We start from the raw sequence: 23397 nt of genomic DNA, 5'->3' as shown, positions 1-23397 counted from the left end.
TGATTGTTAGGGCAACCTAACTTACCGTGGTAGGGGTGAGCCGTTCTCTTCGTGTAGCCATCGTGGGTGCCGGTCCGGCCGGCATCTACGCCGCCGACATCCTCGACAAGTCCGACGCCGACGTGACGATCGACCTGTTCGAGCGCATGCCGGCGCCGTTCGGGCTGATCCGGTACGGCGTCGCGCCCGACCACCCCCGGATCAAGGGCATCGTCACCGCCCTGCACAAGGTGCTCGACAAGCCGAACATCCGGCTGCTGGGCAACGTCGACTACGGGACCGACCTCAAACTCGACGATCTGCGTCAGTTCTACGACGCGGTGATCTTCTCGACCGGTGCGATGGCCGACCGCGGCCTCGACATCCCCGGGATCGACCTCGACGGCAGCTACGGCGCCGCGGACTTCGTCTCCTGGTACGACGGTCACCCGGACGTCCCGCGCACCTGGCCGCTGACCGCGACCTCGGTCGCCGTTCTCGGTGTCGGGAACGTGGCGCTCGACGTGGCGCGGATTCTCGCGAAGACCGCGGACGAGCTGCTCAGCACCGACATCCCGGACAACGTCTACCAAGGCCTCAAGGCCAGCCCGGTCACCGATGTGCACGTGTTCGGGCGCCGCGGCCCGGCTCAGGCGAAGTTCACGCCGCTCGAACTCCGCGAGCTGGACCACTCGCCGAACGTCGAGGTCATCGTGTACCCGGAGGACATCGAGTTCGACGAAGGCAGCATCGCCGCGCTGCGGGCGTCGAAGCAGATCGACATGGTCGTGAAGACGCTGCAGGAGTGGGCGATCCGCGACCAGGGCGACCGGCCGAAGCGGCTGCACCTGCACTTCCTGCACTCGCCGTGCGAGATCGTCGGTTCCGAGGGCAAGGTGACCGGGCTGCGGACCGAACGCACCGAACTGACCGGTGACGGCAACGTGCGCGGCACCGGCGAGTTCCACGACTGGGACGTTCAGGCCGTCTACCGCGCGGTGGGTTACCTGTCGTCGCACCTGCCGGAGATTCCGTTCGACCACACCACCGGGACCGTGCCGAACCAGGCGGGCCGGGTGCTGGACATCGACGAGGACCAGGTGCCGGGCGTCTACGTGACCGGCTGGATCAAACGCGGCCCGGTCGGCCTCATCGGCCACACCAAGGGTGACGCGGCCGAGACGATCGCCAGCCTGCTGGCCGACGCCGACGACCTCGCGGCGCCGGCGGTCGCCGATCCCGACGCGATCCTCGGTTTCCTCACTGAACGCGGCGTTCCCTTCACCACCTGGGAAGGCTGGGGCAAACTCGACGCCCACGAGAAGTCACTGGGTGTCCCGCACGGCCGGGACCGCGTCAAGGTCGTGGAACGCGACGAAATGACCCACATCTCGCGCTCTTGACTCACTTACCCAGCCCCCCACCCGTCCCAGGGGGCGGCCCCGAACCCAGTCTATCGGCTGGAGGCGGGGAAAGGGCTGGTCAGTTGGGGTTGTCCACAGTCGGCGACGGTTGTGGACAACTGTCGGGCAGGTCGTGAAGGGCCCCACCGGGCTGTGGGGTCCTTCATGGCGTTTCGCGACTCGGGACCGGTCCGGCGTGACAGGTCCGCTGGGTGGTCGGATACGGAGGGGTCAGGAACCCAGGTAGGCCAGAACCGCGAGTACCCGCCGGTTCGTGTCGTCCGAAGCGACGATGCCGAGTTTCGCGAAGATGTTCGCGGTGTGCTTCCCCACCGCCCCCTCGCTGAAGTGCAGCCGCCCGGCGATCGCGGCGTTCGAGCAGCCTTCGGCCATCAGTCCGAGCACCTCGCGTTCACGGGGCGTCAGCGCGGCGAGAGGGTCGGAAGCGTTGCCCACCACCAATTTCGCGATCACCTCGGGATCCATCGCGGTCCCGCCGCCCGCCACCCGCCGCACCGCGTCGATGAACTGGTCGGCGTTGAAGACCCGGTCCTTCAGCAGGTAGCCGATCGCACCGGCGCCGTCGGCGAGCAGTTCCCGCGCGTAGAGCTGCTCGACGTGTTGCGACAGCACGAGAATCGGCAGCCCGGGAAGGTCGCGCCGCACGGCCAGCGCGACCTGTAGACCCTCGTCGGTGTTCGTCGGCGGCATCCGGACGTCGACGACCGAGACGTCCGGACGGTGTTCGCGCAGCGCGTGTTCCAGTTCCGGCCCGGTCCCGACCGCCTCGACGACGTCGAAACCGTGCGCGGTCAGCAGATGAGTCAGTCCGTCTCGGAGGAGGTACTGGTCCTCGGCGACGACACATCGGGGTCGAGCTGGCACGGGATCTCCATGGTCGCCTTCGTCGGCCCGCCGGGCGGGCTGGTCAGAGCAAAAGTACCGTCGAACGTGCCCAGCCTGCGTTCGATCCCGCGAAGCCCGCTGCCCCGGGCCGCGTTCGCGCCGCCCTTCCCGTCGTCGGTCACCTCGATCCGCAGCAGACCGTCGTCGTAACCCAGCTCGATCGACACTCGCCGCGCCTCACCGTGCTTCGCCGCGTTGCCCAGCAACTCGCTGACCGCGAAGTACGCGCACGCTTCCGCGGGCTGTTCGAGCCGCGGCACCACACCGTTCACCGAAGCCCTCAGCGGACTGTCCAGCGCCATCGCCCGCACCGCGTCACCGAGACCACGCTCGGACAGCACCGGCGGGTGAATGCCGCGCACCAGCAGCCGCAACTCGGTCAACGTCTCCGACGACGTCTGCCGCAGCTCGGCGGCCAGCCGTTTCGCCGCGGCCGGATCGCTGTCGATCAGGGCTTCGACGGCACCCAGCTTCATCCCCATCGCGACCAGTCGCGACTGGACCCCGTCGTGCAGATCCCGTTCGATCCGCCGCAGCTCGGCGGCCTGCGCGACCGACGCGTCCGCCCTCGTCTGCTTCAGCCGCTCGACACGCTGCTCCAGCCGCGAAGCCTCCGTCGGGCCCAGAAGCAGCTTCGCGAACCTCGCTCCCTGACGCGCCAGCCACGGCGTCGGGACCAGCCCCACGACGAAGGCCGCCACCGCGACCGGAGTCAGCGCGAGCGCCTGCCCGTGCGTGGTCGCCTCGGGCAGCCCGATCATCGAGAACCAGTGCGTGGTCGACCACGAGGTACCCGTCCACTGGCCGATCGGCCGCCAGACCCACAACGCCAGTACTCCCCATAAGCCGAAGAACACCAGCGCCGCGGTCGGCACCGCCATCAGCAGCAGCACCACGGAGTTGACCACCGCGGCCGCCAGGTCGCGCCAGGTCGCCCGGTCGAACATCGCCCAGCGCCAGCGCGCCAGCCGCGCCGGCCACCACGGCGTGTCGTACAACTGCCGTCCGTGCTGGTACATCCCGTCCGCGCGCGGGACGGGGAACGGCGGCTCCGGCAGGTACGGCCGGTCGATCCGCACGCCGGTCCAGTTCTTGGCCTCGCGGCGCAGCGTGTCGGTCACCGCGCGACCGGCGACGACCAGCGTCGGGAACAGCGGTGCCGGCCAGATCAGGCCGAGCAGCGTCGGGATCACCATCCCGAGCTGTGCGGCCGAAAACGCGAACAAGCCGAGCTGGAATCCCAGTGCCTTCAGCCTCGCCTTGACCCAGCCGTCTCCAGCGCGAGCCGGACGAGGCCCGAGCCACCAGCGGGTCCAGGTCCCGTACACGCGCAACGCGAGCGGTCCGGTCAGCAGAACCGCGGGCACGAGCAGCAGAGCCGCGAACGGATTCCACAGTTGCCAGCCGAGATCGCGTCCGGTCGCCGGATCGTCGGAGATCCACTCGAACCGCTTGGTCCACTTGATGAACCATGACCGCTTGAACAGGCTGTTCCCTTCGCGGTACCAGCCATCGGGCTCACGTTCCGGCTCGGGCGGAGCGGGCCGGTACGGCGGCGCGACCTCGATACCGCACCAGCGCCCGGCCAGCCGCCGGGTGAGGGCGGCGCGCGGCCGTGCCCCCTCCAGCGCCAGCGTGTACGCGAAGACCAGCCCCACACAGAGCAGGCAGAACCCCACCAGCTCGAGCAGCAGGTCCAGCAAACTCATCAGGGCCAGGCCCGCGAGCGCGAGGCCGCGGCGCACCGAGGTGAGGTACTCGCGAATCATGCGAGAAGTCTCGCTCACCACCCCCGCCCGACACACTGACCGCAGGCCCCCGGCCGGGGTGGGCCCAGCCCCACCCCGGTTGTGGTTCCAGCGCCATTCTGGCCCGATCCCTTGCGCCATAACGTTTTTCGCATGCCACTCATCGAAGTCAGCAACCTCCGCAAGACGTACGGAGAGCACGTCGCGGTCGACGACGTTTCGTTCCACGTGGAACAGGGCGAGATCTTCGGGATCCTCGGGACCAACGGCGCCGGCAAGACCACCACCGTCGAATGCCTCCAGGGCCTGCGCACGCCGGACTCCGGCACCATGTCGGTCCTCGGCCTCGACCCGGGCAAGGACCACAACGCCCTCCGGCAGCGCCTCGGCTCCCAGCTTCAGGAGAGCCGCCTGCCGGACAAGTTCAAGGTCCACGAGGCACTCGACCTCTACGCTTCCTTCTACGCGAACCCCGCCGACACCGGCGACCTGCTCGTGAAGCTGGGTTTGACCGAGCAGCGGAACAAGTACTTCGGCAAGCTTTCCGGCGGGCAGAAGCAGCGTGTCTCGATCGCGCTCGCGCTGGTCGGCCGCCCCGAGGTCGCCGTCCTCGACGAGCTGACCACCGGACTGGACCCGCACGCCCGCCGCGACACCTGGAAGCTCGTCGAGACCGTGCGCGACACCGGCGTCACCGTCCTTCTCGTCACGCACTTCATGGACGAGGCCGAACGCCTCTGCGACCGCCTCGCGATCTTCGACGCCGGACGCGTGGTCGCCACCGGCACTCCCGGCGAACTCCGTGACCGCGCCGGTAAATCCACCTTGGACGACGCCTTCGTGACCCTGACCGGCCGCGACTGAACTGGAGACGAGAAATGAACACGCTCACCAAGATCACCCTCGCCGAAACGAAACTCGCCCTCCGTACGCCGGGATTCGTCATCGGGGGGCTTCTCCTGCCGACGGTCATCACGGCCGTGCTCGGGGTGATCCCCGGCATTCGCGCGGAGAGCGGCACAACGACGGGAATGCGCTTCCTCGACGCCTGGGTGCCGTCGATGATCGTGCTCACCATGGCCATGATGGGCCTGCAGGCGATCCCCGGGATCATCGCGTCCTACCGCGAGCAGGGCATCCTTCGCCGCTTCGCCACCACACCGGTACACCCGGCCCAGTTGCTGGTGGCGCAGTTGATCATCAACGTCACCGTGACGATCGGCGGGGTCGGCATCCTCCTCGTGACGGCGGGCGTCGTCTTCGACGTCCCCAGCCCGCGTCACCCGCTCGGCTTCCTGCTGACGTTCGTGCTCGGCACGACCGCGATCTTCGGCCTCGGCCTGATCGCCGCGGCGGTCGCCAAGACCAGCCGCGCCGCGGGCGGGATCGCGATGATCGCCTATATCCCGGTCATGTTCCTCGGCGGCGTCTGGCTGCCGCGTCCGTTGCTTCCGGAGGCCATCCGGGAGATCGGCGCGTACATCCCGCCGGGTGTCAAAGCCCTCGAAGACGCCTGGACCGGCACGGGCGCCCAGCCGCTGCAACTCGCCGTTCTGGCGGCTTTCGCGGTGGGCAGTTGTGTCGTGGCGGCGAAGCTCTTTCGCTGGGAGTGACGGCCGCTTCCGCCAAAGTGGTGATGATGATCGTTTTCTCTTGTGGCGCGGGCCGCGGGTGAGTAGTCAGAGAGACGGCCAACGTTCACTGTGACTCACTCGGAGGTTCGATGTCTCTGGATGTATCGCCAGCACTGCTGGAGAAGGCCGAGCGCGGGGAGGTCTCCGACGCCGAATTCGTCGCCTGCGTCCGGGATTCCCTGCCCTACGCCTGGACCGTGATCACCGGTGTCATCGCGGAGGCCGACGGCGCGGCCGACGGGTTCGCCGACAACGAGACGCCGCCGCCGAGCGAGGCCGAACGCGGGCAGCTGCTGCGGGCGCTGGCCTCGGACGCCATCCGCGGCGGGCTGGAGCGGCACTTCGGCGTGAAGCTGGCGTTCCAGAACTGCCACCGGGTCGCCGTCTTCAAGAAGTCCTCTGTGGACAGTGACCGCTACCGCGCGTTCGTTTCGGCGCGCGGCCAGCTGCTGAACCAGAGCCCGGAACTGCGCGACTGCTAGGACTCAACGCAGCGCGGGCAGCACTTCGGCGCCGATCCGCGCGATGTTCTCGAGCGTTCCCTCCGGCGTACCGGACGCTTCCACCATCATGATCACGTGGGAGATCCCGGTACGCCGGATACTCGTTCCCAGCCTGTCGACGCAGTGTTCGACGCCGCCGATCGGATGAATCTCGCACAGCCGATCGGTGTAGGACACCGGATCCTTGTCCAGCCCCCGCCTGCCGTCGAGGTACACGTGCCCGGCGAAACCCTCCTTCAGGGAGCCCGGCAACGCGGACCGCACGACGTCCAAAGCGTCGTCGCCCACCTGGCACATCACCGTCGAGATGTGCTCGGCGGCGGAACCCCCGTACGCGACAAGGGTTTCGATCTTGGCGTCGTCGTCGGTGTGCAGGCCGAGCAGCATCGGCAGCCCGCGATCGGCGGCCAGCCGGACCGCACGCGATCCGGCGTCGCCGCAGGCCACGACCACGCGCGGCGCACGTTCCGGCCGCGGCACCATCGGCACTTCACGGAACCTGAAATGCTTGCCGTCGGCCGAAACGGTCTTCGAAGTCATCGCCGCGATCAGCAGGTCGAGACTCTCCTCGAACCCGGTTTCATAGCGGGCTTCACCGGTGCCGAACACCTCGAGGTCCTGCCACGGCCCGCCACGGCCGACGCCGATCCGCAGCCGTCCGCCGGAAACCGCGTCGAGCAGCGACCACTGTTCGGCGAGCGCCACCGGATGCGCGATCGACAGCACGCTCACCGCGGTGCCGACCGCGATCCGTTCGGTGCGGCCGAGCACGTGCGCGGCGAGGGTGATCGCGGACGGGCAGACGCCGTACGGCATGAAGTGGTGTTCGGCGAACCAGACGTCGTCGAACCCGGCCCGTTCGGCGGCGACGGCGGCGTCGACCGACCTGCGCAGGACGTCGGCGTCCTCCTGCCCGGGAAACCGGCCGGAGACCAGGAAGGCGCCGAACCGCACGCCTACTGGACGCTCACTTCGTTGAACCAGAGACGTGGCTCCAGCCACGGGAAGACGACGAACATCAGCAAGGCGACGATCCCGAGCGCCAGCACGACCGCCATGGTCAGCTTCGCCGCGAAGGGGCCCGGCAGCTTGCGCCAGATCCAGCCGTACATCAGCGCGCCTCCGAGATCTTGGGCAGGAGTTCGGCGTAGGTGCCCACCTGGTTCTTCGGCACCTGCTGGGCCAGCACCGCGTGGATGATGAGCCGCTCGCGCGCCGAGAACTTCGGGTGACACGTCGTCAGCGTGAGCAGCGAGACCTGCTCGGCCTTCGGCAGGATCTCCGGATCCTTGTACGGCACCGGGTTCACCGTGTCGCCCTTGGTCGGGAACACGATGCGGCGGCCGTTGGTCTCGCCGTAGGCGCCGCCGTCGACGGCGTTCGGGTTACGCAGTGTCCCGACGTTCTTGCACTTCGGGTCGGCACCCTTGCCCGCCGCCCAGCCTTCGACCTCGTCCTTGTAGGGCAGCACCTTGTAGATGTAGAAGTCGGTCTGCGTCTCGATGATGATCTGGTCGCACGAGGTGAGGTTGTCCAAATCGTTGAACGGCGCGCCCTTGCCGACCCGGTGGCCGGCGATGGCGAAGTTGCCCGGCTCGCCCGGCAGCGCCGTGCCCTTGTAGTGCCCGGGGCCGACCTCGAGCGCGGCCTCGGTGGTGCCTTCCTGGATGGTGAAGTTGAAGTCGGCGCCGAACACCGGCATGTGGATCCTGGCGAACGCCTTCCCGTCGACCAGGTCCGGATGCAGCTGCCGGTCCTTCGACCAGTCGCCGTCCAGTTCCGAACTCGCCTCGGACTGCTTGCCCGCGGAGAACAGGTCGGTCACGTAGACCTCGTAGACCATGAACAGCAGCACCACCAGCCCCGCGGTGATGAGGAGTTCCCCGACGGTCCGGATGGCGACGCCGCCCTTGCCCAGTTCCGCGGGCTGGCGTTCCTCGGTCGCGGTGCCACCGCCGACCGGCTCGAAGATCACGGTCTCCTCGGTGGACCCCGGCGGCGGCGCGGGACGACGGCGCGGCGGTGGTCCGTCCATCCGGCGTCGCGGCGGTGGCCCGCCGGGCGACCTGCCTTCTTGCGGCCTCCGGCGGGGCGCCGGACGACTCTCACCGGGTGGACGTTCGGAATACCGCCGTCGGTCCCCGCCCGGCTCTTCCCGCTCAGCCACGCAAAGCTCCTCAGTCTCGAACCAAGCCGCAGTGTCGGACCAGCACAGTGTCGAACCGTGTGTGACACCATTGTCACAGTGCGGGAAATCGACCGGTCCCGGACGGTGCCCAGCGGCGCTCGTTTACGTTAACGTGTGCACGTGGCGCTGGTTGCGCACCCGAAAGCGGGTCATCGCCACCAGGGAAGCCGAACAGTACGCGAGGAACACGATGCCGAAGTCCAAGGTCCGTAAGAAGACGGCGTACACCCCGCCGACCGACCGCCGCACACCGGTGAAGGTCAAGGCCGCGGGCCCGTCGAACCTGTTCTACAAGATCGTGATGTTCGGTCTCATGCTGATCGGCCTGTTGTGGCTGGTCGTCAACTACATCGCGGGCGACAAGATCCCCTTCATGGCGGATCTGGGCAACACGAACTTCGCGATCGGCTTCGTGCTGATGATCGCCGGGTTGCTCATGACGATGCGGTGGCGGTGAGCATTACCCCGGATGGCGGCTTGACGCCGAATTACACCGGTGTGACTCATCCCCAGTGTGGATAACCCCTGTGGATAACTACCCCACCTCATGGGCGCCACAGCAGAACGTTGTGGTAGTGGCCTGGGCGCTCACCCTGTTCCTGCTGGCAGGTGTGGTGTGGCTGGCCATCGGCGGCGACGTCGGCGGCACCGTGCTGACGGGGCTCGCGATGCTCTCCGTCGGCGCGCTCGCACTGCACGGCACTCTGCTCCGTCCCCGGCTGGCCGCCGGTCCCGACGGAATCCTGGCCAGGACCGCGGGTGGCGCGCACCGGTATTCCTGGACCGAAGCCCGGCTCCGGCTGCGCACGACGCGCCGTCTCGGCCGCGACAGCCTGACCCTCGAGGTCGAATCCGGCGAGCATTTGCTGGTGTTCGGCCGGATCGACCTCGGTGAGGACCCCAGGGACGTCATGGACGTCCTCACCGCTCTTAAGGGTCAGGCGTTGTCGTAGTAGTGGACATCGCCGTTCGGCCAGGTGACCAGCCCGGCCTGCGTGACCGAAGGTGCCAAGGCCGAAGTCATCAAAGCGACGGCCAGAGCTGCCGCTTTGTGCATGACCTACGGGGGAAGCGGAACCACTACCGGTAACAGATGTAGACGGACTGGCCGCGGTAGGGCGTGAACTGGCAGTACGCGGCGGAAACCGTCTGCGCGTCCTTCCAGGCGATGAGCCCGATGATCGCCACGACGACGATCGCGATCCCGCCGATCTGCCAGCGAAGCCGGTTCTTTTCCGGGGCGTACAGCAGGGCGAAGGTCGCCAAGAGACCGGCGACGAAACCCCCCGCGTGGGCGAGGATCGAAATGTTCGGCACCTGGAAGGTGATGAACACGTTCAGGCCGAGGATGACCAGCAACCAGGTCGGGTTGAGCCTGAGTTTGACGACGATGACCGTGTACGCGCCGATGAGCCCGAAGATGGCGCCGGACGCGCCCACCACGGGGAGGGCGTCGAGGCCTGAGAACACCAGGCACGCGGCCGAGCCGCCGAGCATCGACACGAAGTAGAGCGCGGTGAACGGGAGCCTGCCGAGCGCGAGTTCCAGCGGGCGGCCCACGAACCACAGTGAGAAGGCGTTGCTCGCGATGTGCAGCAGGCCGAAGTGCAGGAATCCCGAGGTGAAGATCCGCCACCACTCGTTGCCCGCGAGCGTCGGCGCGTTGTCCAGGTTGCCGAGCTGGAAGAACTCCGAGATGTTGTTGTTCGAGATGCTGCCCGACAGCGCGACCGTGATGAAGAAGATGACGACGTTGAGCACCAGGAAGGCCGGCGTCACGAGAGCCGTCCGAGGCTGCCGGGCGCCGGCGAGGGTGGTCGCGCCGTAGCCCGCGTCGCGGTACTGCTTCTGCTGGACGCGGTCCTGCCGCCGGCCCGCCTGCACGCAGTCGGTGCACTGGAAGCCCACGGACGCCTCACGCAGGCAGTCCGGGCAGGCCGGACGCGCGCAGCGCGAACAGCTCAGCCCGGTCGGCCGGTTCGGGTGCCACCAGCAGCCGGGCATGGCGGCCTGCTGGTACTGGGGATTCGGTGGTTGGCTCACGATGCCACCAACCTACCGAAATCCCCCGTAACCGGCTCTGTGATCGGCGTTGTCAGCCTTCGCGGCTGATGCTGACCTTCTCGATGACGACGTCCTGCAGCGGACGGTCGGCCGGACCGGTCGCCGTGCGCCCGATCGCGTCGACGACGTCGCGGGACGCCTGGTCCGCGACCTCACCGAAGATCGTGTGCTTGAAGTTCAGGTGCGTGGTCGGCGCGACGGTGATGAAGAACTGCGAACCGTTGGTGCCGGGTCCGGCGTTGGCCATGGCCAGCAGGTACGGCTTCGAGAACTGGAGCTCCGGGTGGAACTCGTCGCCGAACTTGTAGCCGGGGCCGCCGCGGCCGGTGCCGGTCGGGTCGCCGCCCTGGAGCATGAAGCCGTCGATGACGCGGTGGAAGATGGACCCGTCGTAGAACGGGCCCGAGTTCGTGCCCTGCGCGTTGGGCTGGGTGTACTCCTTGCCGCCCTCCGCCAGCCCGACGAAGTTCGCGACCGTTTTCGGCGCGTGGTCGGGGAACAGGTTCAGGTGGATGTCACCCTGATTGGTGTGCAGAGTGGCCTTCAGTGCGCCACCGATGAGGGATCCCTTGCTTTCAGTCACGAGCTTCATCGTGCCATCTGCGGCAAGATCTGGGGAAAAGGGGCACGATAGGTTACAAGCAACGAAGCAGAATCAAAACGATTGAATGAGGTGAAGGCCATGACCCGGACCGCAGATTCGGTGACCGAGTCGGCGAAGGCCGGCGCGCTCGGCCTGCGCAAACGTGCGGTTGAGGCGGGTAAGGAAGCCACCGCCCACGCCGTCGAGGTAGCCGAGCAGAAGCTCTCCGAGAGCGCCGGTGAGATCGCCAAGACCAGCCGTCGCGCGCGCAAGAAGCTCGCGAAGAAGACGGAACTGACCCGCAAGGAGCTCAAGCGCAGCTCGAAGACGGCTCGCAAGGAGGCGCTGGCCAGGCTTTCCGAGATGCGGAAGCCGGGCCGTAAGGCACGCAAGGCCGCCATCCTGGCCGCGAAGTCCGCCGGTGAGTCCAAGCGCCGGGGCAAGAAGGACTTCAAGGCCGCGAAGAAGGATTTCAAGGCCGCGCTCGTGGAGGCGAAGTCCGCTGCCAAGGGGACGCGTAAGCGTCGTCGCTGGCCGTGGGTCATCGGTATCGCGGTGGTGGGCGCCGGTGCCACCTACGCGCTGCGTTCCAAGCAGGAGCCGCCAGTCGCGCCTGCTCCTCCGAAGGCTCCGCCCGCTCCCCCCGCGAAGCCCGCCACTCCGGCGGCGGCCGCGCCGAAGCCCGCACCCGCGAAGCCCGCCGCTTCCGGTCCGGCTCCGGCGAAGCCCGCGACACCCGCGACACCGAAGCCCGGCGCTCCGAAGAACGGGCACCAGGCTTCGACCAGCTCCGCCGACAAGAAGAACTGACGCCACTTCGTCGCCTACTTGTCGCTAGGGCCGTCCAGTGACCCACAAGGCCGCTGGACGGCCCTTTCGCGTCCACACAACGAAGATCAACGCGCCCAACAAGGTGACCGGCAGACTCGTAGCGCGCCCTCTTTGGGCCGAAGGCCCACGTAAACGCGATGAAGGGGCGCCCTCCGCCCTCAACAGAACGTTGAAAGCGAACGGGCGCCCCTTCGGCGCGGTTACGTCAGCGCGCGATTAAACAGCAGCCGCGTGCTTGTCGATCAGCTGGCCGAGGCGGGGAAGGGCCTCCTCGACGTTCTTCTTGCCGTTCGGGCGCAGCTTGCCGTAGACCTTCTTGATGCTGTCGCGGCTGCTCTTGTCGGCGCGCGCGTCGGTGACCGACAGGAGCGCGTCGGCGGCCTCGTCGCCACGGCCGGCCAGGTAGGCGCCGAAGTCGTTGCCACCCTTGGCCTTGTAGTCGCCGTAGAACGGCTCGAGGGCGACGGTGAAGTCGTCGAGCAGGGCGTCGACGGCGGAGGGGATGATGCCCGGCTTGATCTTCTTGACGGCGGCGAAGCCGGTCTTCACGACGGCACCCGAAACGCCGCCCTTGTCCGACACCTCGGCGTCGACGAGGCCTTCGAAGTCGCTCACGACCGCCGGGCGACGGGTGGAGTCGAGCAAGATTTCCTTGAGGGTGTCAGCCACGAAACCTGTCCTTTTGTCTTATGGGGAGAAATGATCTTTTGTGCCGCCGAGCCACACCGCGAGGCGGCCTCCGCCGGATCTGGCATTGCGCTGGGTCCCGCGAACCCTCGCGCGTGCGGCATAGGGTAGTACAAGATCAACTTCACTCTGACGTGTGGATACCACTACCTAGAGCTGCAGCTCACCGATAGCCTCCTTCGCCACCGTACGTGCCTTCACGCTCTGCTTCTGGTTGGTGGTCACGACTACCGCGTTTCCACCTTTCGCGACGGCGTAAACGGCGCCGTCGCCGGACGGCTGGTAGCCGCCTTTCCAGCCCGCCGGTTCGTCGGCGGGGTTGGAGGTGTCGATGGGTGCCGCCTGGTCGACCAACGCCTTGGCGACGGCGGGTTCTCCGACGTAGACGCGCACGGTGAGCTGCAGTTTCCCGCTGAGCGCGTAGAAGAAACAGGTCGGATGCGGCTGGTCGGCCGACGTCTTGACCTTGGAGACCTTCTGCCCGTTGGCATCCGAGACGAACTCGGTGCCCAGATAAGGGCACGGGCCCTTGCCGGTGGGTTCCGGCGCGGGCGGGATCTGGGGCGCCGGGGTGGTCGACGGCGCGGTCGGGTTCGCCGCGGGCGGCGGCTGTTCCGTCGGCCCGCAGGCCGCGAGGAGCCCCGCGACGAGCGGCAAGATCAGAAAACGTCGCATAGTGGCGTCCAGTGAAGCAGATCGGTTCACCGCGTCGGCGCATCCATCCGTCCTGTTCGTGCGACGATGGCGACGCGTAGCGGTCTTCAGGAGGCATCAGTGCTCACCAAGGAGCAGTACCTGGGTGCGGTGGCGGAACGTATCCAGCGCAGCGGTGGCAGGCTGAACACGGTCCAGATCGGCCCGAGCGCGGCCGTGGTCGGCCTGTTCACCGAATCCGTGATGCTGTCGACGATGAACTACTGCGTGATCGCCGCGGCGATCCCGGAGGTGACCGCGCCCGCGTTGTACGACTTCACCGGCCTGGCGACGCAGCACGCGCGGGCGAACGTGATGGGTACTGTCGGCTGGACGGCGGCTTCGGTGGTGATCGCGGGCCTGATCGGGGACCGCGTGTATCCGGACGCCGCGCAGGCCGCGTCGGCGAAATCCGGCAATCAGTTCGGTGGCGAGACGCGCATGGTGGCCGTCGACGTTGCGGCGGCGCAGATGTACGCCTTCGTCGGCGGGAAGCTCTGGGGTGCGGCGGTGCAGGGTTCGGTCAACGCGAAGCTGACGTTCTGTTTCCCGCAGCCCGCCGAGGTATACCAGCAGGTGCAGTGGCAGCAGTCGCAGGGCCAGCAGCCGCCGATGCCGCCCGGACCGCCGATGCCGCCGCCCGGCCAGCAACCGCCGCCCGGCTGGCAGCCGCAGCAGCCGCCGCCCGCCCACCAGTACCCGCCGGTCGGGCCGCCGCCCGCGCAGGGCACGCCGCCTGGTCAGCATCCGCCGCACTATCCGCCGCCAGGGCCCGGTTATCCGCAGCACGGCCAGCGCCCGCCGGGGTACTGACCGGTGACCGGCTCGTTGCGTGGCTGGCCGTCGTTTGCCGAGGAGCTGCCGGAGTTCGACCCCCAGCAGGCGCCGGGCACTCCCGGCGAACTGTTCCGGGAATGGCTCGACGAGGCGGGCGAACACGTCCTCGCACCGCATGCCGTCACCCTGTCCACAGTGGACGCCGATGGGGTGCCGGACGCGCGGGTCGTGATCCTCAAGGCCGTCGACGGTGACATCTGGGCGGTCGCGACGAGTTCCGAAAGCCCGAAAGGCGTTCAGCTGGCGAAGAATCCGTACGCCGCGCTGACGTTCTTCTGGCCGGGACGCGGCCGTCAGGTCCGGTTGCGAGGCCCGGTCTCGCCCGCCGCTCCCGAGGTCTCCGCGGCCGATTTCACCACCCGGCCGCCGGCGTCCCGGATGGAGGCGTTCGTCGGCAGGCAGTCCCAGGTGCTCGATGATCCGGCCGATCTCGACCGCGCGGCCGAGGAAGCACGCCGGTGGGTCGCGGAGAATCCCGACGTGGCACCGGAAACCTGGACCCGCTACCTGGTGACGCCGTCCGAAGTGGAGTTCTGGCAGGCGAGCCACGACCGGCGGCACCAGCGTTTCCGCTATCGGCGCGAGAACGAGATCTGGCGCAAGGAACGTCTCTGGCCGTGAACGGCAAGGGGGAACGACCATCGTCGGGTTGTCGTGGACAATTCACTTCGGCGACGGTGAACGGCACCCGGTCCCTGATCATTGGAGGCGAAATGTCCACACGCCGTCGCATTTGGGGCGCCCTGACCGCCACCGGGCTCGCCCTGCTGGCCGTCACGACGCCCGTCGCGAGCGCCCAGACGGGCGACCCGGCGAGAGGGCTGTATTCGGTGGAGGGCGCGAACGACTCCGCCAAACGCACCACCGTCGCCCGCACCGGTGTCGACGTCGCGGGCTCGCGCGGTGGCGCGCTGACCGTCGTCGCCACGCCGGAGCAGGCCGCGAGCCTGCGCGCGGACGGGTTCGGCCTGAAGTCGATCGGCGACTTCGACAGCATGCTGAAACAACGGAGCGATCGGGCGGGCACCGCGGCGGTCGCCGGCGACTTCCCGCCCGGCGACGAGGCATACCACACCTACGCCGAAACGACCGCTGAGCTGCAGAAGGCCGCGAAGGACCACGGTGACATCGCGACGCTGTCCAGCGTCGGCAAGTCCTACGAAGGCCGTGAGCTGAACCTGCTGAAGATCAGCGACAACGCGGGCACGGACGAGAACGAGCCCGAGGTCCTGTTCACCTGCAACCAGCACGCGCGCGAACACCTCACCACCGAGATGTGCCTGCGGATCGTGCAGCGCTTCACCAGCGGGTACGCGACCGATCCCGCCATCAAGAAGATGGTCGACGAGCACGAGATCCAGGTGCTCCCGAACGTCAACCCGGACGGTTCCGAGTACGACATCACCGGTGGCGAGTACCGGGGCTGGCGCAAGACCCGGAAGCCGGTTCCGGGCAGCGGCGCCGTCGGCACCGACCCGAACCGCAACTGGGACTACAAGTGGAACTGCTGCGGCGGATCGAGCGACAGCCCGTCCGCCGAGGACTACCACGGTCCTTCGGCGTTCTCCGAGCCCGAGACCAAGGCGGTCGCGGAGTTCATGAACTCCCGGGTGGTCGGCGGCGCGCAGCAGATCAAGGCGCACATCGACTTCCACACGTTCTCGGAACTGGTGCTCTGGCCGTATGGCTACACGAAGAAGGAGACCGACACGGGGTTGACCGAGGAGGAAGCGAAGCGCTTCGCCGACGTCGGCAAGAAGATGGCCGCCACCAACGGTTACACGCCTGAACAGTCCAGCGATCTGTACGTCACCGACGGCGACGTCAACGACTGGGCGTGGGGCAAGCACAAGATCCTCAGCTACACCTTCGAGATGTTCCCGAAGGACGGCGGGATCGACGGCTTCTACCCGCCCGCTTCGGTGATCCCGGAGCAGACCGCTCGCAACGACAAAGCTGTCGACATCCTGATAACCGAAGCTGGAGCTTGACCTCGCGCGGTGGTGAGCGGTACTGGGGATTCCCGAGCAGCGGCGGCGAAGTCGGTCCTGCCGGGCGAGCCGCGCGAAGCTGTCTTGCCAGGTCAGTGCCCTGAAGTCTTGAGATCGGCCACCCGCGACGCCCGGCTCTTCGGTGAATCCAGGCTGAAGCTCCGGGCGTCGCCCAGCTTGTCGCGGACGAATTCCTCGGTCTCCGCGACCGCCTCGCGCAGTGCGTCGTCTTCGTCCCCGAAGACCTGGTAAACAATCTTGTTCGTCTCGGGGTCGAACTCCCACAACCCGGCGAAGCGGCCTCGGTCGACGATCAGGTGGGTCGGCGGGTCCGCCTGCCCGCCCAGCGTCTCCCCCGCCCGGCCACCGGGCACCGGCCGTCCGGCGTCGGCGTCGTCGAGCAGCCGCGACATCTCGCGGTGCAGCAGGTGGATGCCGTCGATCCCGGCGAGCAGCGCGTACGACGGTTCCGACGGCACGGTGAAGCCGTCGAACTCGTCGGCGAGATCCTTGGGCAGCAGCAGGTCGGTGCCGTCGAGCGGCACGAGTTCCAGCGGTGCCACGGCCTTCTTGGCGTTCGCCGCGGTGAAGCCGGAGAACCAGCGGAAATGCTTGAGCGACGCCGGTGCCGCCCACGAGAAGTACCGCCGGGCCAGTTCAGCCTGCGCGGTGTCCATGTCCGGACAGCCCACCGCGCGGAGACGGCGTCCAGCGGACGTAGCCGTAGCGTTGCTGGTCCAGCCGCCCGTTGGCCGGGACCCGGCGGATGTCACCGCGGACCTGGAGCAGGCCGAGCGCGAGCGGCAACGTCGTGGTGGTGCCGCGTTTGCGGCCCGCCTCGCCGAGGTTGCGCACCGCCGGCCCGGCGGCGTCCTTGATCGCGGCCGGGTCGAGCGGTTCGGCCGCCGCGTCGAGCAGGTCGGCGACGGTGACGCACAACTGCTCGATCTCGGCCTGCGTGACGCCGAGGTACTTCTCCGCGGCCGCGATCTCACCCGCCGGTGCCCCGGCGCCGACGGTCAGGCCGAGTTCGAAATCCGCCGAGGGCAGGAGGTAGGCGCAGCCACGGGCCGAGGGCAGTTCGTGGATGGCGAGCCGGGCGACGTCCGCGTCGACCGTCTCGCGATCGAGACGGGCTCTGGCGAACAGCCCGAGATAGGGCGCCGAGCCGCCGACGGAGCGCATCCAGCCGGTCCGCTCCAGCACGTCCGCCGCCGAAGCGCCGTGCAGCGACCCGTCGAGACCTTGCCGATGTGCCCACCACGCGCGCAGCTTTTCGGTCGCCATGCTTCCACGGTATGGGCATTCGGCGGCCTACCGCAGCCTGGCACGATCGAGTGGTGCGCAGGCGGTTCTCGGAGGGAGTCTGATGCTGGTCGAACTGGCCATCGGTGACGCGTACGGCGGCTCCTTCGAACACGCGTATCCGAACTTCGTCGCCGAGCACAACACGCTGGCCGGATACGTGCCGCATCCCGGGCAGCTCGGCGTCCCGGCAGGCCGCTACACCGACGACACGCAGATGACGATCGCGATCGCCGAACTGCTCGTCTCGGGTCGCCGGTGGACGCCGCTGCTGCTCGCCGAACAGTTCGTGCTCGCCTACCACCGCGATCCGCACGACGGCTACGCGCCGCGCTTTCACCAGCTGCTCAGCGAGGTCCGAGACGGCGAAGAGCTGCTTCGACGGCTCCAGCCGCAGAGCGACAAGAGCGGCGCGGCCATGCGTGCCGGGCCGATCGGGGTCCTGCCGACCGTCGACGACGTCCTCTACCACGCGAAACTCCAGGCCACGATCACGCACGACACCCCGGCCGGGATCGCCGCGGCCCAGGCGGCGGCACTCGCCGTGCACTACTGCCACCATCGGCTCGGCCCGCTGACCGAGGTCGCGCGGTGGATCGACGGGATACTTCCCGAGGACGTCGGGCACGGCGGCTGGGCGCGGCCGTGGTCGGGCCGGATCGGGCCGCAGGGCTGGATGAGCGTCCGCGCCGCGCTGACCGTGCTCGCCGGCGGCGGTGGTCTCGCCCGGATGCTCCACACCTGCGTCGCGTTCACCGGCGACGTCGACACCGCCGCGACCATCGCGCTGGCCGCCGCGTCACGGTCGCCCGAGGTCGCTCAGGATCTCCCGCCGGTGTTGTGGCGGGACCTGGAGAACGGCGAGTTCGGCCGCGACTACCTGATGGGACTCGACGGGCAGCTACTGCACATCTGACGTAGCCGAGATCCACGGAACGCGGACGTGCGCGTGGGCTCGCTTCGACAGACTGGGCCGGTGAGGTCGGGTAACGTCCGATCGACGCGCTCGGGTTCGCCGTCGTCGTGCTCGCCTGTCTCGCCCTCGCCGCGGTCTGGCGACGACCGGCGGCCGTGGCCAGGACGGAAGCGTTTGCGCTCCTGCTCTACCTGGGCATCGGCTATCCGGACGGCCCGGTTCCGCGACCGGGTCGAGTTGCCCGCACGCGAAGGCGAGCTGAGTTCCGGCGCCGCGACCAGCGCGTGGTCCGAGAACCGGGTGAGGTACACGCCGAGTTCATCGGCGGCGGCCAGCGCGCGTTCCACCGGTCCGACGCTGGTCACCTCTCCGCGACGTAACGCCTGCCCGATACCGAGTCCGCGTGTCTCTCCGCTCCACAACCCCTCCAGTCCGGCGGACGTCGTTCCGCCGGAACCAAGATGCGCGCTGAAGCGCGGTTGAGTGCGAGCCCTGCTCAGTCTTCCGGGAGTTCTTCCTTGTCCACCAACGCATGAAGCCGCCCGATCGCGGGCCTCACGTCAGCACGGAGTTGATCGACCACGACGGCACAGCCGGCCAGCTCGGCCCCGGCCTCCTGAAGCAGTTCCTTCACCGCGAGCGCCTGGCTGCCCGTCTCGATCCAGTCGTCCACCAGCAAGAGGCGATCTCCTGGCGCCAAAGACGCGCGCTGGATTCGGAGGGTGTGGCGAAATCCCCGGTAGTCCGGGGCTGTCTCGCGGCTGAGTTTCTCGCCGGGGAACATCCCGGTTCCCTTGCGCACCGCGACGAATCCGACGCCCAGTTCCGTCGCGGCCGCGCCGCCGAGCAGGAAACCGCGCGATTCGATTCCGCAGACCGCCGTCACCCCCGCCGCGCGGAACGGTTCGACCAAGGCCTTGATCACTTCACGGAAGGTGTCGCCGTCGCGGAACACCGGCCACAGGTCGGCATGTCCACCGACCCACTGGAACTGCCGGAGAAGATCGCTCGTCATGCGGCGATCGTGGCGCACGAGCTCGCTACCCGGCAACAGAAAAAGGCCTGGCCGGATTTATCCGGCCAGGCCTTTTGTCGCGTGTGGAGCTGAGGGGAATCGAACCCCTGACCCCCGCCTTGCAAAGGCGGTGCTCTACCAATTGAGCTACAGCCCCGGGTCGCGGGCGACCAGGATAACCGCCCGCGGAAACCTCAGTTGTTGCGGGACGCGTCCGCGGCCTTGGCCGGGGCGCTTCCGTTCGTGGAGACGGCGCCGAGCGGACGCTCGGTGGGCGCGGTGGCCTCACGCCAGAGGTCGGCCTCGGCCTTGGCGGCCTTGTTGCGCTTGATCACGAACAGCACGCCGCCCGCGATGACCGCGAGTGCCAACAGCTTCTTCATCAGAAGCCCCCTCTTTCCGCCGAGTTGCTCCGCTTACCCGCCGATGCTACTGCACGCGGATCCCCGGACGCCTGGCGCCCGACGTTCCACGTGGAACCACATCAAGAGAACCGCCACGGCCACGCGACCAAACACGTTGGGGGGTCCAGGGGGGCGAAGCCCTCCCTGGCGGGAGTCTGGGGTTCGACTCGCAAAACAAAAAACACCCGGTCACGATCTGCGCTTTCTGCAGATGCAACCGGGCTAGCCGGGTGGGCCCACCAGGACTTGAACCTGGACCTCTTCGTTATCAGGCCAAGATCACCCTCTGTTGACCTTGAAACGCCGTGTCCCACCTGCGGATCGAACGTCCGCCAACGTCCGTAGAGATCCAGTGATCGCCACGCCGATTGTCGCCCAGTTCGTCGCTCAACTCAGCATGACGCTCAGTGCCGACGCCCTACCCCCGCGAGTCCGCCTGCCTTCAAGGCGGCAGCTCGCTCCTCCAGCTCACTTATCTGGCGACTCTGGTCGATAGTCCTGGTCGTCAAGCCGATGATCTGCAAGCAGCCCCCGAGGCCCCAGAAGAGCGTGGCGAGGGGAACACCAGCACCCACTAACCTCATAGGCCACAGAGACTGAATCCATGGCCATGAAAGCGCAGCTACGATGCTTACGGCGCACGAAACCGCACAGACTGCGATAACCCACCGGTAAGGGCGCATCAACCCCTTGATCCCACGTGGCGTCCGACCCACGATCTTTCCGAACGCTGGCGTGATGACGACAATCAACACGGAAACAGCCGTAAGAACGAGTGCCACCAGCGCACCCGCAACAGCAGAGATCCCGAGCAGAACAGTCTGTGTCGTGGCAGCAGCCGTGACACTGAAGACGACCGGCAGGCTACACAGCAGGCCGAGCGGAACGCCGACGTAGAAGTCAGGCGACAGCACGACCGCGCCCATGGCGGAAGATCGCCAAGGACGCTTGTGATGCGGTTGCGTAGCCGCCTGGATAGTTACCACATTATTCAGTGTCGACGTTCTCCGTCTGGATTGCTACCGCTGAAGCGTCTTCATTCTCACTTGCTACAGCATCCGCAAGGCTAGCCTGCCCAACTTCACCCGTTGCGGGGTCCGCCGGAGCCTCAACAACCGTCTCGACTGTTGCGATCTCAGTGCTGTAGATCGACTCGGTCCCGCTCGACGTAGTTCCGGTCAGACGGGCTTCCCCATACTTGTGCTCATCGACGTGTCGAAGCGTCTGCTCCACGAAGGGGCTCGCAAGATCAAGACCACCAGCAGCCTGAAGTTCGAGCCGCCCGACCTCGGCCCGTGCTTGCTCGATAAGAGCTTCCAAGTCGGGAGCATCCTGATAGTGCGGGTTGGGCTGCCGGATGTTGAACCGGATCCGGGTCACGCGGTCAACCGACTGAGTCCACTCGCGTAGCGACATCCGGGAAGCCAACAAGGACTCCACGTGCCAACGCGAGTCACCTTCGCTCAACATCATTGCGATCGCGTTAGACACAGAGCCTATGACGATCTCCGGTGGCCTCGCTTGAAACGCTAGGACCAGATTGGTCGTGTTGATGGCAAACGGAGTCACGTTGCCGAGCCGAAAGGTCACCCCAATGAAGTCCCTCTCCTCTTCGTCATAGAACTCGAAGACGCTGGGATTGCGCTCGTAGCCGATCCGGCCGTGGAGCACGTGGCCGTGCAGCTCGGTGTAACCGACGATCCAGGTGCGTCGATACCTCTCGATCCTTGCGCCAGGCACGATCCGAGACGTGATCACCTGCGCTGGCGTCGCGTCGAAGCGCTCCTGAAGCGGCGGCTCAAGAAGGAATCTTGCAACCTTTCCTGTTTGCAGACGGTGCGTAACCACGTCGGGACGCTACAACACGTAAGGGTTATTACTCAGCCGTTCGGGCTGATCTTGCCAAGCCGTTCACTCGTTTGCCAGCGTCCGTAACCGTCCTGCGACCCAACGCCTGCTCAGATCTTGATGTTCGCCCAGCGAGCGAATCCGGCGAGAGTCTCTGACCTCCGACGGTCCTGCTCGGCGAGCGTGATCACGGTTTCCCGGATATGCGGGTGGTAGCGGGTCTGCTGAGGCGAGACCTGGCGAGCGAGCTGGAGCGCCTGGAGAGAACGGGCCCGGTCTCCGTGGAGTTGGAAGCCGCGGGCAAGGTCGATCCAGTGGTGACCCACCCGCTCACCTGGGGGTTGTCGGACTAATCTGCATCTCCGACGCGCGCTTTACGGCTTCCGTGCCGTCGCGCCGTTCGACGGCCAGGCCGACAGACCAGATCGCGACGTTGTCACGATCGAACGCCAGGCGGCAGTAGTCAGACCCTGGTGTGACATGGGCAGCGAGCTGACGAGCTTCGCTAAGGTGGTTTTCGCTGGTGTCGGTGTCGCCAGCACGGGCAGCGGCAAGACCAGACTTGAGACGGAGCGCGCCGTATAGCGCGTGCGCTGCCTCCTCACCTCCACGTAGCTGGCCGTCGAGCTGGGCGCGAGCATGCTCGAGGTAGGTGAGCGCTCCGCGCCACTCGGCCGAGTTGATCAGCTCGCCAGCGCGGTAGAACGCTCCGGCCGCCATGGCGAGCGGATCGCCGGACTTCTCTGCGGCCCACTCGAAACGCTCGGTCGAAGAGGACGTCGAGCGGGAGTCCGCGCCCGTTCGTGGCGAGCTGGAAGCTTGGATGAGCCGAGTCGGCGACGAGGTCAGCCGAGCCCGCCCCGAACGGCCAGACGGTGTTCGGGATCGAGCGGCGGAAATCTGACGTCCGCTGCTCGCCATCGCGGACGCGGCCGGTGGGCACTGGCCGGAGACCGCCCGGAAGGCATGTCGGCATTTCGTCCTTGAGAACGGACCGCAGACGGTTTCGCTCGGCGTGCGCCTGCTCGCCGATGTCCGGCAAGTCTTCGGTGCCCAGAAGGTCGATCGCATGGTCACGGCCGAGCTGATTCGCGAGCTGCACGACATCGAAGACGGCCCGTGGACGGATCTCCAGGGCAAACCGCTCGATAGCCGAAGGCTGGCCAAGGAGCTTGAGCGGTACCTAGTCAGGCCGAAAGACCTCAAGGTCAACGGCAAGACGCTCAAGGGCTACCGCATCGACGGTGAAGCAGGGCTTGCCGACGCGTGGAGCCGCTACCTGCCGCCGCTCGAATCGGGCGCGACCTCCGCGACTTCCGTAACCTCGCAGGTCAACGGGACATCGCTCCCCGACCCGCCGCCGCTGTTCTCCGCGACCTCCGCAACCGGGTCGGTGCCGGAGGTCGCGGACGGTCGCGGCACCAACGCGACCTCCGCGCCTGGTCTGACCTGCGCGGTTGCCTCGGTCGCGGAGGTCGCGGCCGAAACCACGCCCATGTTGAGCGCCAAGGGGGAGGCATAGATGAACACAGTGCCCATGCCGGTCGCAGTGCCTGAGCGGCACCTCTACCGGATCACGGAAGCGATGCGCCTGCTCTCGATGAGCCGATCGGTCATCTATTAGCAGTTGCGCGCGGGGCGGCTGCGCTCCGTCAAGCAGGGGCGCGCCCGGCTCGTTCCGGCCATCGCCATTCAGGAATACGTCCAGTTGCTCATAAACGAAGCGGGGGTCAGCTATGGCGAAACGGCGTAGTCGCGGAGACGGCGTAGTCGCGGAGACGGCGGACTTCACTGGGACGAGGGTCGCCAACGGTGGATCGCCACGGTGACCACCGGCTACACCCCGGCAGGCAAGCGGATCA

The 23397-nt window shown here is 67.5% G+C and carries 25 protein-coding genes, 1 tRNA gene and 2 pseudogenes; 12 read left to right on the top strand and 16 right to left on the bottom strand.

Annotation, left to right across the window (positions count from 1 at the left end; genetic code table 11):
* Window positions 1-62: 62 nt before the first annotated feature.
* Window positions 63-1382, top strand: coding sequence for a ferredoxin--NADP reductase domain-containing protein (locus BS329_RS26070; RefSeq protein WP_076163892.1), 1320 nt, complete (start codon window positions 63-65; stop codon window positions 1380-1382).
* A gap of 231 nt (window positions 1383-1613) precedes the next feature.
* Here BS329_RS26070 and BS329_RS26065 read toward each other — a convergent pair whose 3' ends face one another.
* The gene (locus BS329_RS26065; RefSeq protein ID WP_076163891.1) at window positions 1614-2267 is read right to left on the bottom strand and encodes a response regulator transcription factor; all 654 of its coding nucleotides are present in this window, start codon (window positions 2265-2267) and stop codon (window positions 1614-1616) included.
* The gene (locus BS329_RS26060; RefSeq protein ID WP_076163890.1) at window positions 2207-4057 is read right to left on the bottom strand and encodes a sensor histidine kinase; all 1851 of its coding nucleotides are present in this window, start codon (window positions 4055-4057) and stop codon (window positions 2207-2209) included. The genes BS329_RS26065 and BS329_RS26060 overlap by 61 nt, the downstream gene beginning before the upstream one ends.
* A 132-nt stretch (window positions 4058-4189) precedes the next feature.
* Between BS329_RS26060 and BS329_RS26055 the strand changes: the two genes are divergently transcribed.
* From BS329_RS26055 to BS329_RS26045, 3 genes are all read left to right on the top strand, one after another.
* Window positions 4190-4900, top strand: a complete 711-nt coding sequence (locus BS329_RS26055) for an ABC transporter ATP-binding protein (protein ID WP_076163889.1) — start codon at window positions 4190-4192, stop codon at window positions 4898-4900.
* Between the two features lie 14 nt (window positions 4901-4914).
* Window positions 4915-5649, top strand: coding sequence for an ABC transporter permease (locus tag BS329_RS26050; RefSeq protein WP_076163888.1), 735 nt, complete (start codon window positions 4915-4917; stop codon window positions 5647-5649).
* A 110-nt stretch (window positions 5650-5759) separates the two neighbouring features.
* Window positions 5760-6152 (top strand): SCO5389 family protein, encoded by a 393-nt coding sequence (locus tag BS329_RS26045; RefSeq protein ID WP_076163887.1) that lies wholly within the window; start codon window positions 5760-5762, stop codon window positions 6150-6152.
* 3 nt (window positions 6153-6155) lie between these two features.
* Here BS329_RS26045 and BS329_RS26040 read toward each other — a convergent pair whose 3' ends face one another.
* From BS329_RS26040 to BS329_RS26035, 3 genes are read right to left on the bottom strand one after another with little or no spacing between them, the layout of a single operon-like run.
* Window positions 6156-7127 carry an LLM class flavin-dependent oxidoreductase gene (locus BS329_RS26040; protein ID WP_076163886.1) on the bottom strand — a complete coding sequence of 324 codons (972 nt, stop codon included), beginning with the start codon at window positions 7125-7127 and terminating at the stop codon, window positions 6156-6158.
* Between the two features lie 2 nt (window positions 7128-7129).
* Complete coding sequence (locus BS329_RS42785; protein ID WP_101611606.1) at window positions 7130-7285, bottom strand: hypothetical protein; 156 nt, start codon at window positions 7283-7285, stop codon at window positions 7130-7132.
* Window positions 7285-8208 (bottom strand): class E sortase, encoded by a 924-nt coding sequence (locus BS329_RS26035; RefSeq protein WP_425266382.1) that lies wholly within the window; start codon window positions 8206-8208, stop codon window positions 7285-7287. Before BS329_RS26035 ends, BS329_RS42785 begins: the two co-directional genes overlap by 1 nt.
* Window positions 8209-8551: 343 nt before the next feature.
* Here BS329_RS26035 and crgA point away from each other — a divergent pair, with 343 nt between their 5' ends.
* Both crgA and BS329_RS26025 read left to right on the top strand, forming a co-directional pair.
* Window positions 8552-8818 (top strand): cell division protein CrgA, encoded by a 267-nt coding sequence (crgA, locus tag BS329_RS26030; protein WP_005161856.1) that lies wholly within the window; start codon window positions 8552-8554, stop codon window positions 8816-8818.
* A gap of 118 nt (window positions 8819-8936) precedes the next feature.
* Window positions 8937-9314 carry a PH domain-containing protein gene (locus BS329_RS26025; protein WP_084750291.1) on the top strand — a complete coding sequence of 126 codons (378 nt, stop codon included), beginning with the start codon at window positions 8937-8939 and terminating at the stop codon, window positions 9312-9314.
* 127 nt (window positions 9315-9441) lie between these two features.
* Here the strand turns inward: BS329_RS26025 and BS329_RS26020 are convergent, their stop codons facing one another.
* A complete protein-coding gene (locus BS329_RS26020; RefSeq protein WP_076163883.1) occupies window positions 9442-10404 on the bottom strand; it encodes a rhomboid family intramembrane serine protease in 963 nt (320 codons plus the stop codon).
* 52 nt (window positions 10405-10456) lie between these two features.
* Window positions 10457-11017, bottom strand: coding sequence for a peptidylprolyl isomerase (locus tag BS329_RS26015; RefSeq protein WP_076163882.1), 561 nt, complete (start codon window positions 11015-11017; stop codon window positions 10457-10459).
* Between the two features lie 90 nt (window positions 11018-11107).
* Between BS329_RS26015 and BS329_RS26010 the strand changes: the two genes are divergently transcribed.
* Window positions 11108-11818, top strand: a complete 711-nt coding sequence (locus BS329_RS26010) for a hypothetical protein (RefSeq protein WP_076163881.1) — start codon at window positions 11108-11110, stop codon at window positions 11816-11818.
* 237 nt (window positions 11819-12055) lie between these two features.
* Here the strand turns inward: BS329_RS26010 and BS329_RS26005 are convergent, their stop codons facing one another.
* Both BS329_RS26005 and BS329_RS26000 read right to left on the bottom strand, forming a co-directional pair.
* Window positions 12056-12508 carry a DUF6918 family protein gene (locus BS329_RS26005; protein WP_076163880.1) on the bottom strand — a complete coding sequence of 151 codons (453 nt, stop codon included), beginning with the start codon at window positions 12506-12508 and terminating at the stop codon, window positions 12056-12058.
* Window positions 12509-12676: 168 nt separating this feature from the next.
* On the bottom strand, window positions 12677-13201 hold the full coding sequence (locus BS329_RS26000) for a DUF2020 domain-containing protein (RefSeq protein WP_076163879.1): 525 nt from the start codon (window positions 13199-13201) through the stop codon (window positions 12677-12679).
* Window positions 13202-13300: 99 nt separating this feature from the next.
* On the opposite strand from BS329_RS26000, the gene BS329_RS25995 reads away from it, so the two are divergent.
* The 3 genes from BS329_RS25995 to BS329_RS25985 all read left to right on the top strand — a co-directional run bounded on the left by BS329_RS25995 (window position 13301) and on the right by BS329_RS25985 (window position 16047).
* A complete protein-coding gene (locus tag BS329_RS25995; RefSeq protein ID WP_076163878.1) occupies window positions 13301-14032 on the top strand; it encodes a hypothetical protein in 732 nt (243 codons plus the stop codon).
* Between the two features lie 3 nt (window positions 14033-14035).
* Entirely contained in the window at window positions 14036-14677 is a 642-nt protein-coding gene (locus BS329_RS25990) for a pyridoxine/pyridoxamine 5'-phosphate oxidase (protein WP_076163877.1), read from the top strand.
* 92 nt (window positions 14678-14769) lie between these two features.
* Complete coding sequence (locus BS329_RS25985) at window positions 14770-16047, top strand: M14 family metallopeptidase (protein ID WP_076164409.1); 1278 nt, start codon at window positions 14770-14772, stop codon at window positions 16045-16047.
* 92 nt (window positions 16048-16139) lie between these two features.
* On the opposite strand, the pseudogene BS329_RS25980 reads toward BS329_RS25985, so the two are convergent.
* A pseudogene (locus tag BS329_RS25980) lies at window positions 16140-17232 on the bottom strand (DNA glycosylase AlkZ-like family protein).
* A gap of 184 nt (window positions 17233-17416) precedes the next feature.
* Here BS329_RS25980 and BS329_RS25975 point away from each other — a divergent pair.
* Window positions 17417-18268, top strand: coding sequence for an ADP-ribosylglycohydrolase family protein (locus tag BS329_RS25975; protein WP_076163876.1), 852 nt, complete (start codon window positions 17417-17419; stop codon window positions 18266-18268).
* A gap of 496 nt (window positions 18269-18764) precedes the next feature.
* Here the strand turns inward: BS329_RS25975 and BS329_RS25965 are convergent, their stop codons facing one another.
* The 6 genes from BS329_RS25965 to BS329_RS25935 all read right to left on the bottom strand — a co-directional run bounded on the left by BS329_RS25965 (window position 18765) and on the right by BS329_RS25935 (window position 22255).
* Entirely contained in the window at window positions 18765-19283 is a 519-nt protein-coding gene (locus tag BS329_RS25965; RefSeq protein WP_076163874.1) for a phosphoribosyltransferase family protein, read from the bottom strand.
* Window positions 19284-19367: 84 nt separating this feature from the next.
* Window positions 19368-19440: transfer RNA gene (locus BS329_RS25960), tRNA-Ala, on the bottom strand.
* A gap of 37 nt (window positions 19441-19477) precedes the next feature.
* Window positions 19478-19666: a DLW-39 family protein gene (locus BS329_RS25955; protein WP_037308710.1), complete on the bottom strand. Its 189-nt coding sequence runs from the start codon at window positions 19664-19666 to the stop codon at window positions 19478-19480.
* Between the two features lie 1008 nt (window positions 19667-20674).
* Complete coding sequence (locus BS329_RS25945; RefSeq protein WP_143253202.1) at window positions 20675-21535, bottom strand: hypothetical protein; 861 nt, start codon at window positions 21533-21535, stop codon at window positions 20675-20677.
* Between the two features lie 110 nt (window positions 21536-21645).
* Entirely contained in the window at window positions 21646-21861 is a 216-nt protein-coding gene (locus tag BS329_RS25940) for a hypothetical protein (RefSeq protein ID WP_076163871.1), read from the bottom strand.
* 4 nt (window positions 21862-21865) lie between these two features.
* On the bottom strand, window positions 21866-22255 hold the full coding sequence (locus BS329_RS25935; protein WP_076163870.1) for a hypothetical protein: 390 nt from the start codon (window positions 22253-22255) through the stop codon (window positions 21866-21868).
* Between BS329_RS25935 and BS329_RS41995 the strand changes: the two are divergent.
* Window positions 22254-23057: pseudogene (locus BS329_RS41995) on the top strand (DUF3631 domain-containing protein). The gene BS329_RS25935 and the pseudogene BS329_RS41995 overlap by 2 nt on opposite strands.
* The last annotated feature ends 340 nt before the right edge of the window (window positions 23058-23397 follow it).

Origin of the sequence: Amycolatopsis coloradensis, from assembly GCF_001953865.1 — a bacterium.
Lineage (GTDB): Bacteria > Actinomycetota > Actinomycetes > Mycobacteriales > Pseudonocardiaceae > Amycolatopsis > Amycolatopsis coloradensis.
This window is presented reverse-complemented; position numbering and strand designations above follow the sequence as displayed.

Bases quoted from the DNA above. Each gene is read 5' to 3' on its own strand.
- BS329_RS26060 (WP_076163890.1), bottom strand. From the start codon at position 4,057: ATGATTCGCGAGTACCTCACCTCGGTGCGCCGCGGCCTCGCGCTCGCG.
- BS329_RS26055 (WP_076163889.1), top strand. From the start codon at position 4,190: ATGCCACTCATCGAAGTCAGCAACCTCCGCAAGACGTACGGAGAGCAC.
- BS329_RS26050 (WP_076163888.1), top strand. From the start codon at position 4,915: ATGAACACGCTCACCAAGATCACCCTCGCCGAAACGAAACTCGCCCTC.
- BS329_RS26045 (WP_076163887.1), top strand. From the start codon at position 5,760: ATGTCTCTGGATGTATCGCCAGCACTGCTGGAGAAGGCCGAGCGCGGG.
- BS329_RS42785 (WP_101611606.1), bottom strand. From the start codon at position 7,285: ATGTACGGCTGGATCTGGCGCAAGCTGCCGGGCCCCTTCGCGGCGAAG.
- BS329_RS26035 (WP_425266382.1), bottom strand. From the start codon at position 8,208: ATGGACGGACCACCGCCGCGCCGTCGTCCCGCGCCGCCGCCGGGGTCC.
- crgA (WP_005161856.1), top strand. From the start codon at position 8,552: ATGCCGAAGTCCAAGGTCCGTAAGAAGACGGCGTACACCCCGCCGACC.
- BS329_RS26015 (WP_076163882.1), bottom strand. From the start codon at position 11,017: ATGAAGCTCGTGACTGAAAGCAAGGGATCCCTCATCGGTGGCGCACTG.
- BS329_RS26010 (WP_076163881.1), top strand. From the start codon at position 11,108: ATGACCCGGACCGCAGATTCGGTGACCGAGTCGGCGAAGGCCGGCGCG.
- BS329_RS26000 (WP_076163879.1), bottom strand. From the start codon at position 13,201: ATGCGACGTTTTCTGATCTTGCCGCTCGTCGCGGGGCTCCTCGCGGCC.
- BS329_RS25985 (WP_076164409.1), top strand. From the start codon at position 14,770: ATGTCCACACGCCGTCGCATTTGGGGCGCCCTGACCGCCACCGGGCTC.
- BS329_RS25975 (WP_076163876.1), top strand. From the start codon at position 17,417: ATGCTGGTCGAACTGGCCATCGGTGACGCGTACGGCGGCTCCTTCGAA.
- BS329_RS25965 (WP_076163874.1), bottom strand. From the start codon at position 19,283: ATGACGAGCGATCTTCTCCGGCAGTTCCAGTGGGTCGGTGGACATGCC.
- BS329_RS25955 (WP_037308710.1), bottom strand. From the start codon at position 19,666: ATGAAGAAGCTGTTGGCACTCGCGGTCATCGCGGGCGGCGTGCTGTTC.
- BS329_RS25935 (WP_076163870.1), bottom strand. From the start codon at position 22,255: ATGGCGGCCGGAGCGTTCTACCGCGCTGGCGAGCTGATCAACTCGGCC.